Raw genomic sequence first — 9,787 nt, 5'->3', positions numbered from 1 at the left:
ATGGACCGGACCGACGACACCGGCACCGCGCACTCCACCGCCACGGGAACCGGACCCGCCACCGGAACCGGACCCGCCACGGGAACCGGACCCGCCGAGGGGGCGGTGCTGGCCGCGATCCGCCGCCACGCCGTCGCGATCCTGCCCGGCCTGCGGCCCGCCGACATCGTGCCCGAGCGCACCCTCGCCGAACTGGGGCTCAACAGCGTCGACCGCAGCGAGGTCGTGACCAACGTGATGGACGACCTGGACGTGTTCGTCCCCATCACCGAGTTCCGCCAGGCCATGCCGGTCGGTGACCTGGTCGGCCTGTTCGAGCGGCACCGGTGACCCCGCCCGGCGCCCGGGTCGTCGTCACCGGGCTGGGCGCGCTGTCGCCGCTCGGCCCCGACGTGCCGCGGACGGCCGAGGCGCTCCGCGCGGGCCGGGGCGCGATCGCCCCGGCCGGCGCCGGGGAACCGGTGCCCTACCGGGCCGCCTGGCCGGACGGCGCGCTCGACGCGGCGCTCGCCGCGGCGGGCCTGCCGTCCGGCGCGACGCGTCGCACGTCCCACACCGTCCGCGCCTCGCTGGCCGTCGCGGGCCAGGCATGGCGGGACGCCGGACTGCACCGCTGCGGGCCGGACCCGCGGCGGACCGGCGTGGTCGTCGCCGGCAACAACCTCAACGGTGCCCAGAGCGCCGCCGCCGCGGCCCGCATGGCCCGCGACCCCGTACTGGTCCCGCCCCGGTTGGCCCTCCAGTACCAGGACACCGACCATGTGGCCACCCTCAGCGAGGCCCTCGGCATCCGGGGCGAGGGCCTGACCGTGGGCGGCGCGTCGGCCGCAGGCAACCTCGCCCTCGCCCACGGCGCCCGCCTCGTCCGCTGGGGGATCCTCGACGTGTGCCTGGTCGTGGGCGCCCTCGCCGAGCCCGCGCCGGCCGAGCTGCGCAGCTTCCTGAACCTGGGCGCGATGGTGCCCACCGTCGGATCCGGCCCCGGCGGGCCCTTCGACCGCTCCCACCGCGGCTTCGTCCACGGGCCCGCCGCGGCCGCCGTGATCCTGGAATCGGCCGACTCCGCGGGCCGCCGTGACGCCCCGGTCCTCGCCGGGTTCGCGGGCTGCGCGGCCGGGCTCGACGCCAACAGCCAGCCCGATCCGACGGTGGCCGGCGAGGCCGACGTCATGGCCCGCGCCCTCGGGGACGCGGGCATCGGGCCCGCCGACGTGGACCTGGTCGCCGCGCACGGCACCGGATCCCCCCTGGGCGACCGGGTCGAGGCCGACGCGCTCGCCCAGGTCTTCGGCCGGGCGCGACCGTGGGTCAACGCCGTCAAGGGACTCGCCGGGCACGCGCTCACGGCCGCCGGCCTGCTGTCCGCCGTCGCCGTCGTCGTCCAGCTGCGCGACGGCTTCGTGCACCCCAACCCGTGGCTGCGCGAACCGATCGACGGTGCCCCCCGACTGGCCGGGGACACCGCCGTGCCGGCCTGCCCGCGTTGGGCGGTGTCGAACGCCTTCGGTTTCGGCGGGTTCAACTCCGCCGTGGTGTGGCGGGCGGCCGGCTGACCCGGCCCACCCCGTCCAGCAGGGTGCGGCGCAAGGCCTCGGGGAGCCCCTTGAGGTAGAAGTGGTCGCCGGGGAAGACGTGCAGGCCGAAACCGCCCGCGGTGAGGTCGCCCCAGCGCGCCATCTGCGCCGGGGTGACCTCGGGGTCGGCGTCCCCGGTGAGCGCGGTCAACGGGCAGTCCAGCGGCGGCGTGTGCGCCGGCCGGTACGTCTCCACCAGCTGGAAGTCGGCCCGCAGCGCGGGCAGGAACAGGCTCGCCAGATCGGGCGAGTCGAGCAGCGCCGACGGCGTGCCGCCGAGGCCGTTCACCACCCCCAACAGGTCCCGGTCGCCGAGCAGATGGCGTTCACCCGTCACCCCCGGCACCCGGCGGCCGGACACGAACACCATGCCCGGCGCCGGGCGCAGCCGCTGCGCCACCTCGTAGGCGACCATCGCGCCCATGCTGTGCCCGAACAGCACGTACGGGCGGTCCAGCAACGGCTGCAAGGCGGGCACGAGTTCGGCGACCAGGTCGGCCATGCGGGTGTGGGGCCGCTCCTGGATGCGCCGCTCCCGCCCGGGCAGCACCACCGGGACCACGTCGATCCGCGGCGCCAGCCGACGGCGCCAGGGCAGGAACAGGGCGCTGCCGCCGCCCGCGTGGGCGAAGCAGATCATCCGGACCTCCGCGTCCGGGTCGCGGGCCCCGGCCGTCCAGTGCGCGGCCACGGCATCCGCGTCCGCGGCGCGCGGGCCGGCCGTCCAGTTGTCCGTCATCGTGTCCGGCCCCCGTCGCTCATCGTGTTCCCTCCGGATCGCGCACCACCACATGACCGTACGTGCCGCCCGAGCCCACGGCGTTGACGACGGCCCGCCGCGGCCCGTGGACCGCTTCCCACGCCGTCGGCCGCCCCGGCACGAACAGGTTCTTGTCGTCCCAGTCCACCAGCGGGCTCGGCAGGTCGGACAGCATCGTCGGCGCGATCCGGCCGTGCCGCAGCTGCAGCAGCACCTTCATCACCTGCCCGATGCCCGAAGCCGCCTCGCTGTGACCGACGTTCGGCTTCAGCGTCCCCAGCGGCACCGGCCGGCCGTGATCGGCGAGGAGTTCCGCGAAGGCCGCGAACTCGGCGGCGTCCGCCAGTCCCGCGCCGGCCGCCGCGCCCTCCACGTAGGACACCGTCGCCGGGTCCAGGCCCGCCCCGTCCAGCATCCGCCGCAGGGAGGCGGTCAGCGGCTCCGGACCCGGTGCGCCGAAACGGCCGGTGCCACCGGCGTGGGCGCTCCACGACGTCTCCAGGATCCCGTGGACCGGGTCGCCGTCGCGGACCGCCGTGTCGGCGCGCCGCAGCAGCAGGGCGCCCACCGCCTCGCCCACGTACCAGCCGGGCGCGGCCTCGTCGTAGGCGCCGCCGGGCCGTCCGCCGGCGGGCTCGGCGAGCAGCCCGAGCCCGGCCAGCAGTCCCAGGTGACGGCGGTGCGTGATCAGGTTGACCCCGGCGACGACCGCGCTGTCGCACTCGCCGGCCCGCAGCGCGTTCATCGCCAGGTGCAGCGCGGTCAGCGACGACGAGCAGGCGGTGTCCACGGCGAGGCTCGGCCCCTGCCAGCCGAACGCGTGCGACAGCCGGTTCGGGAGGGTCGCCCGGGTGGCGACGACCTCGACGGCGTCGCCCCGTTCCCAGCCGTCCCCGGCGGTCATGAGGTGGTCGTCCCACATGGACGCCACGAACACGCCGACCCGGCCGCCGTCCTCGGTGAGGGACCGGGGCGTGTGCCCGGCCCGTTCCAGGCACTGCCACACGGTCGGCAGCAGCAGCCGCAGCTGCGGGTCCAGGGCGTCGGCCTCGGCGGGGGAGATGCGCAGCGGGCGCAGGTCGACCGGCCCGGCCGGGTCGAGGAACCCGCCGACGACCGGCGGACCGCTCCAGCCGAGGGCCGCCGCCCGGGCGGGCGGCAGCGGCCGCAGCGCGGACCGGCCCTCGGACAGCAGCCGCCACAGCGCGTCCGGGCCGGCGGCGCCGGGGAACCGGCCCGCCATCCCGACCACGGCCACCTCGGCGGTGCGCGGTACGGCGGGCGCGGGCGCAGCCGTCCACAGCGGCTCGCCGGGGTCGCCGTCGTCGGCCGCCTCCAGCGGGGCGCACAGCATGCCCAGCAGGAACGTGTGGGTCGGGCCCAGCCCCAGCGCCGCCGCGAGGTCGCTCTGCCGCAGGTCGCCCACCGGGCACACGGCCACCCCGGACGGCACCTGCTGCTGCATCAGCAGCTGGGCCATGTGCCCGGCCTCCAGGGCGAGATAGCGCGGAGCCTGGTCGCCGTACAGCGGCTCGATGCCCCGGGTCTCGCCGACCAGGTGGATCTCGGCCGCCGCGCGGGCGGCGAACGGCCGGTTGTAGAAGACGTGCGCGGCGACCGGCACGTCGGCGTCCGTGCCGAGCGGTTCCAGGGTGTGGGTGCGCGGCCGGTAGTAGTACGCGCCGCCCCCCAGGCCGTCGACTGCGCCGTCCCGGACCAGGACGTAGACCTGGACGGCGTAGGTGTCGCCCGCGGAGGGGTAGAGCGCCCCGTCGTCCGCGCGGTCGCCCGTCCGGGCCAGGACGCGCAGCAGGTCGCCCAGGCGTTCCATGTCCAGCCGGCGCGCGGCCGTGGGGCGCCGGCTGGCCCGCCAGCGCCGCTGCCCCTCGGTCGGCCGGCCGCCGCCCAGCGGCCGGGCCGGGCCGGACGGGGGCCGCTGACCGTGTTCGCCCTCCTTGAACCGGCGCCGGTCGTCGGCGGCGAAGAAGTCGACCCGTGGCGGATCCTCGGTGACCGGTTCCCGGGGGCGCGGCGCGGCCACGTCCTCGGGGGAGGCCACCGGCGCCGCCTCGTGCCTCCGGGGCTGCCCCGCCGAGCCGATGGTGCTCGCGGTCTCCGCCGCCTCCACCGTCTCCGCGGTCCCCGAGGGCGGCGTCGCGCCGCCGGACATCCGTGCGGCGATGGCCCGTACCGTCGGCTCGGCCAGCAGGACCGACACCGGCACGTCCCGCCCGTACCGCTCCCGCAGGACGCGCCCGGCCCGCACCATGGTGAACGACGTGGCGCCCAGGTCCCACAGATCGGCACCGGGATCGACCGGCGGCAGATCGAGCAACTCCCCGAAGAGCACGCCGATCTCCGCCACCACATCTTCCGCCACCACGTCCTCGGCCACCACGTCCTCGGCCGCCGCGCCGTCCGCCGGACCGGACGCGGACCCGTCCCGCACCTCGGCGCCGACCGCTGGGACCGGCGGCGCCGCCCCCGGGCCCGCGGCCACCGGCTCGGCGGCCGGCGAGGGGGCCGAAGCAGCCGCCGGCGCCGCCACCGGCGTGAGGGCCGGCGCAGCCACCGACGCAGCCGCTGGCACGGCCACCGGCGCGGGGGCCGCCGTGGCCACCGGCGCGGCGGCCGGCGTGGAGGCCGGCGCGGCGCCCGGCCCGTGCACCGGCCACGGCAGGGCGTCGCGGTCCAGCTTGCCGTTGGCCGTGGCCGGCCACTCCGTCACGAAGCCCACCACGCCCGGCACCATGTAGTCGGGCAGCGCCGCCGCCACATGGGCCCGCACGTCCTCGGCGGCGGGCGGCTCGCCGTCCGGCAGCACATAGGCCACCAGCCGGTCCTCCCCGCCCGACCCCTTCCGCAGCAGCACCACCGCGTCCGCGACCCCGGGATGCCCGCGCAACCGGTGCTCGATCTCCGGGAGTTCCACCCGGAAGCCACGCAGCTTGACCTGCCCGTCCCGGCGGCCGAGGAAGTGCAGCAGCCCGTCGGGGCCGTGGCGGGCGCGGTCGCCGGTGGCGTACAGACGGGTCTCGGGCGGCCCGGGCAGCCCGGGGAAGTCCCCGGTGACGAACCGCTCCGCGGTCAGCTCCGGCTGCCGGTAGTACCCGGCGGCCAGACAGTCCCCGGCGATGTACAGGTCGCCCTCCGTGCCGACCGGCACCGGGCGGCGCCGCTCGTCCAGGACGTAGTAGCGGCTGTTGTCGATGGGGCGGCCGTAGGGGATGCTGCGCCACGCCGGGTCCACCCGGTCCACGACGAAGTAGTTGGACCACACCGTCGCCTCGGTCGCCCCGCCGAGACTGACCACGGTGGCGTCCGGGAACGCCTCCCGCATCCGGCCGGGCAGCCACAGCGGGGTGTAGTCGCCGCTGAGGAACACCAGGCGCAGCGTGTCCCCGCCCGGCAGGTCGGCCGGGCCGCCGAACTCCGGGGCCAGATGCGCCAGGGTGGTGGGCGCCGAGTTCCAGAAGGTGACCGGCTCGGTCCGCAGCACCCGCAGCAGCAGTCGCGGATCCCGCTGCTCCTCCTCGTCGGCGATGTACAGTCCGGCGCCCAGGCCGAGCAGGCCGAAGATGTCGAAGACGGACAGGTCGAAGCCGAGCGAGGTGACACACAGGCCGAGGTCCCCGGGGCCGAAGCCGAAGGTGCGCCGGGCCCACTCGAACAGGTTCAGCATCGGCCGGTGGGTGACCCCCACCCCCTTGGGCCGTCCCGTGCTGCCCGAGGTGAAGATCACGTACGCCAGGTCGTCGACGTCGTTCACCGGTTCGGGCGCCGTGGCCTCCCGGGGGTGCGGACGGGACAGCACGGCGTCGAGGTCGACCCGCCGCACGCCGGACATCGTCCCCGCCCAGCCGCAGGAGGCGTCGGCGACCAGGCAGCCGGCCGCCGCGTCGTCGAGCATGACCGCCGCGCGGTCGCGGGGCAGGGACGGCAGCGCCGGCAGATAGGCGCCCCCGGCCTTGAGGATGCCGAGGACCGCGACGACCATGTCCGGACCGCGCCGCACCGACACCCCGACCACGTCGCCGCGTCCCACGCCCGCGTCGCGCAGCGTCCACGCCAGCCGGTTGGCGCGCAGCTCCAGTTCGGCGAAGGACAGGGCGCCGCCGGACCAGCGCAGCGCCACGTCGGCCGGCCGGATCCTGGCCTGGTCCTCGACCAGGATCTGCACGGGCAGGTCGGCGGGGAAGGGCCGGGCGGTGTCGTTCCACCGCGCCGGAGGCAGGCCGGGATCGTCGGCCGGGGTGTGAGCGAGGGCGGCCAGGCCCGCCAGGTCGGCGGCGAACCGGGCGAAGGCGTCGTCCAGCCAGTCGGGGGGCAGCCCGTCCGGCAGCGCGTCCCACGCGTACTCCAGGACACCGCCCTCCTGCACCGCCACGCAGTCCAGCGCCACCCCGGGCGTGCTGGTCACCCAGTCCGCTGCCGTGACACCGTCGGGCAGCGGGTGCGCGTCCAGGTCGAAGAGGCTGGTGTAGACGACGGGCAGGGCCGGGCCGGTGCGGCGGGAGCGGCGCAGTTCGGTCAGTCCCCGCCGTGCGTCGGCGGCCCGGTCCTCGGCCAGCACCGCGTCGTAGCGGCGCGCCAGGTCCAGCAGCGGGCACGCCTCGGCCGTCACCGACACCCAGCTCAGGGCGGTCAGTTCGGCCGGGCGGGCGGCATCCGTGCCGTCCGGCCAGCGCACCACCGGCACCGCGAACACGTCGCCCAGACCGGGGGACAGGGCGCGCGCGTAGGCCGCGAGCAGCAGTCCGTCCGGTGTGCAGCCGTGGTCCGCCGCGGCGGCCACCACCGCGTCCCAGTCCGGCAGGGTGCCGCGCAGCCGGCGGCGGGTGCCGTCGTCGGGCGCCGCCGGCAGCCGCGGCCCCGCGGGCAGCCCGTTCACCCGGCGCCGCCAGTGCTCCGCGGCCTCCTCCGGCTCCAGGGACGGGGCCGTCCCGGCGGGCCGGACGGGGGGTGCGGCGGCCGCGTCGGGGCCGTCCGCGTACAGGCGCATCAACTCCCGCCCCACCAGGTGGATGCTGCGCGCGTCGATCAGGGCCAGGTCCACCGTCAGCAGGACCGTGTCCCGCCCGTCCTCGCCGCGCCCCACCCGTACGTCCAGGTGCCCGTCGCCCAACGGGAAGGGCTGCCGCAGCAGTTCCGCGCGCAGCTCCGGGTTGAGCGGCACCTCCGGTATCTCCGGCGCGGCCACCGGTGCGCTCCGGGAGGGCATGCGCAGCCCGTGCCCGGCGTCGACCCGGGCCCGCAGCACGGGGTGCCGCTCCAGCAGCCGGGCCACCGCCTCCCGCAGCCGTCCGGCGTCCAGACCGGCGACCTCGTAGCCGAGCACCATCCGGCAGCCGCCCGCGTCCTCGTCGCCCAGCGCCCGGGCCACCAGGTACGCCTCCTGAAGGTCGTCGAGCGGGCGCTCGCCCTCCTGCTCCACCGTGTCCTCCGCCTCCGCTCCTCGGCCCCCCGGCCTGTCCGGGTCCGCCGCCCCCGCCAGAGCGCGCAGCCGCGCCCCGTACGCCTCGAACAGATCCCGGGCACCGGGCCCGGGGAAGGCCCGCTCGACGACGTCCCAGCGGTAGTGCAGCGCGCCGTCCGCCTCCCACACCTGGTGGTCCAGCGCCACCCCGGAGGTGCGGCCGACCGCGTAGCGCTCGGGGAACCCGCCCGGCGGGCGCTCGTCGTCGAGCATGCCGGTGAACACCACCGGCAGGTCCGGCACGGGATCACGGCGGCGGCGCAGCGCGACGACACCGGGCACCGTCGCGTGGTCGAGGTCCTCCGCCAGCAGCCGCTGCACCGCGACGGGATCCGTGTCGGCCACCGGGAACACCAGCGTCGAGGTGAACACGCCGACGGTGTCCTCGGCGCCCCGCGTCCGCGCCCGGTCGCTGGTGGTCAGCACCAGACTGAACGGGAGCCGGGCCCCGGCGTCCGTGAGGACGGCCGCGAACTCGCCCAGCAGCAGCGCGGTCGGCGTCACACCCCGCCGCGCCGCGGCCTCCCGCAGCGCGGCCCAGCCGGCCGCACCGAGCGTCCCGGACAGCGGCAGCCGGTCCGGGCCGCCCCCCACGTCCCCGTCCCGCCGGGCGGGCGCGGCCACGATGCCGGGGCCGGGCGGCAGTCCGGCCAGCCGCCGCTGCCAGTGCCGCAGGTCGGCGGCGTACCGCTCCCCGGACGCCTCCCCGGCCACGGCCGCGGCGAACGCGGGGAAGGACACTTCGCCGGGCGGCCGGACCAGGGCGCCGGGGGAGTCCTCGTAGGCGCGCCACAGGTCCCGCACCACCACCAGCAGGGCGCGGCCGTCGCACAGCAGGCCGTCCACGGCCAGGTGGAGCACCGCGTCCCCGTCCGGGAGGCGCGTCACCTCCAGTTCGTGCAGCGGCCCGTCGCCCGCCGTGTACCGGCGCCGGGACAGCCGTGCCCGGACCTCGGCCGGGTCGTGGCCGGTCGGATGCACCGGCACGGCCGCGTCCCCGCCGGGCCCGGTCCGCAGCCGGCCGTCCGGGGTGAGGACGCAGCGCAGCACCGGGTGCCGTTCCCGGACCGCCGCCCAGGCCGCCCGCAGCCGGCCGGCGTCCAGGTCCCGCACCGTGTACTCGCGGTAGTGGTGGCAGCCGACGGCGTCCGGCGTCAGCTCCTCCTCCTTGCCCGCGAGATAGGCCTGTTGCAGGGCCGTGGGGGAGAAGGGCCCGTCCCCGGCCGGCCCGGCCGCGGGGACCAGCCGGCGGCCGGGACCGGCGGTGCCGTCCTCGACCTCCCGCGCGAGCCGCCCGGCCAGCGCGGCCGGGTCGTGGCCCTCCCGCAGCAGGCTCGGCGGCACGGCGACACCCAGCCGGTCCTCCAGCGCCAGCGCCAGTGCCAGCACCGTCATCGAGTCGGCGCCCGGCGGCAGCACCGGCTCGCCGGCCGCCGGTTCCCGTCCGCCGCACGTCTCCCGGACCGCGTCGACGACCGCGGCCACCCGGTCCCCGGCCGTGGCGGGCGTCCCGGTCACCACGTCCACCGCCCCAGCTGCCCGTGCCGCGTGTCCAGGTCCTCCTGGCTCATCCGGGACGCCCGCGTGGTGATCGCCGCCGCCCGGCGCAACTGCTCCTCGAACCGGGCGCGGAACCGCTCGTCCCCGGGCAGCCCCACCTCGTCCGCGGCCTCCAGCATCAGCTGCACGAACCGGTCCCGCTGCTCGTCGCGGATCCGCAGACCGGCGTGCATCTTCTTGACGTGCTCGAACCCGCCGATCCCGTCGGTGAAGGCACTGCCGTGTCCGAAGACCTCCACGAGGTACGCCGTCAGATTGCGCACGTGCGTCTCACCGGCGTAGTCGAACAGGCGCCCGATCATCGGGTCGGCCACCGCCTTGCGGTGGAACACCTCGGCCAGCCGCCGCAGCGGGCCCTCGCCTCCGACGTGGTCGTACATCGTCACCGCGACCTCCAGGCTGGTGCGCTGGGAAACC

At 77.2% G+C, this 9,787-nt stretch carries 5 protein-coding genes; 2 read left to right on the top strand and 3 right to left on the bottom strand.

The window, feature by feature from the left end; all coding sequences use genetic code 11:
- Both ACIRPP_RS26015 and ACIRPP_RS26010 read left to right on the top strand, forming a co-directional pair.
- Window positions 1-330 carry a phosphopantetheine-binding protein gene (locus ACIRPP_RS26015; RefSeq protein WP_403647342.1) on the top strand — a complete coding sequence of 110 codons (330 nt, stop codon included), beginning with the start codon at window positions 1-3 and terminating at the stop codon, window positions 328-330.
- Window positions 327-1,553 (top strand): beta-ketoacyl synthase N-terminal-like domain-containing protein, encoded by a 1,227-nt coding sequence (locus tag ACIRPP_RS26010; protein WP_403647339.1) that lies wholly within the window; start codon window positions 327-329, stop codon window positions 1,551-1,553. Before ACIRPP_RS26015 ends, ACIRPP_RS26010 begins: the two co-directional genes overlap by 4 nt.
- Here ACIRPP_RS26010 and ACIRPP_RS26005 read toward each other — a convergent pair.
- Genes ACIRPP_RS26005 through ACIRPP_RS25995 form a run of 3 tightly spaced genes read right to left on the bottom strand, consistent with a single transcriptional unit; the run spans window position 1,519 to window position 9,750 of the window.
- On the bottom strand, window positions 1,519-2,313 hold the full coding sequence (locus ACIRPP_RS26005) for a thioesterase II family protein (protein ID WP_403647336.1): 795 nt from the start codon (window positions 2,311-2,313) through the stop codon (window positions 1,519-1,521). The genes ACIRPP_RS26010 and ACIRPP_RS26005 overlap by 35 nt on opposite strands.
- Before the next feature lie 19 nt (window positions 2,314-2,332).
- Entirely contained in the window at window positions 2,333-9,328 is a 6,996-nt protein-coding gene (locus ACIRPP_RS26000) for an amino acid adenylation domain-containing protein (RefSeq protein WP_403647333.1), read from the bottom strand.
- A complete protein-coding gene (locus ACIRPP_RS25995) occupies window positions 9,325-9,750 on the bottom strand; it encodes a group II truncated hemoglobin (protein WP_403647590.1) in 426 nt (141 codons plus the stop codon). The genes ACIRPP_RS26000 and ACIRPP_RS25995 overlap by 4 nt, the downstream gene beginning before the upstream one ends.
- Between the last annotated feature and the right edge of the window lie 37 nt (window positions 9,751-9,787).

It is taken from the genome of Streptomyces sp. NPDC101219, assembly GCF_044767675.1.
Lineage (GTDB): Bacteria > Actinomycetota > Actinomycetes > Streptomycetales > Streptomycetaceae > Streptomyces.
This window is presented reverse-complemented; position numbering and strand designations above follow the sequence as displayed.

What these genes read in the sequence shown, in the direction of transcription:
- ACIRPP_RS26015 (WP_403647342.1), top strand. Translation starts at nt 1, where the DNA reads ATGGACCGGACCGACGACACCGGCACCGCGCACTCCACCGCCACGGGA.
- ACIRPP_RS26005 (WP_403647336.1), bottom strand. Translation starts at nt 2,313, where the DNA reads ATGACGGACAACTGGACGGCCGGCCCGCGCGCCGCGGACGCGGATGCC.
- ACIRPP_RS25995 (WP_403647590.1), bottom strand. Translation starts at nt 9,750, where the DNA reads ATGTACGACCACGTCGGAGGCGAGGGCCCGCTGCGGCGGCTGGCCGAG.